We start from the raw sequence: 235 nt of genomic DNA, 5'->3' as shown, positions 1-235 counted from the left end.
CAGGACTTCTGCCTTACCGACGTTGACTGTGGCCAGAACAAAACCCATGCTCTTCAGGCCGGCACGCAGACCCTGACGGCCCATTTCGTGCTGCGTCACTTCCGCATAGTTTTCCGATTGGTACATGTCTTGCGCGCCTGCCTTGATGGCCGCACGCTTGTCCATCGATGCGATAACGCGTTTGCCCTTCAGCGCCAGAACCGTGCCATTGCCAGTGTTCGCAAACACCACATCG

General features: G+C 57.4%; 1 protein-coding gene. It reads right to left on the bottom strand.

What is annotated here, in order from left to right:
• The coding region (locus ACZ2XM_RS15695; protein ID WP_490619045.1) for a hypothetical protein at nucleotides 1–235 on the bottom strand (235 nt) is incomplete at both ends.

The sequence above is a fragment of the Psychrobacter sp. CoH-33_TS_01 genome, assembly GCF_058189395.1.
The sequence above is the reverse complement of the archived record's forward strand: the minus strand, read 5'-3'. Positions and strand labels throughout refer to the sequence as shown.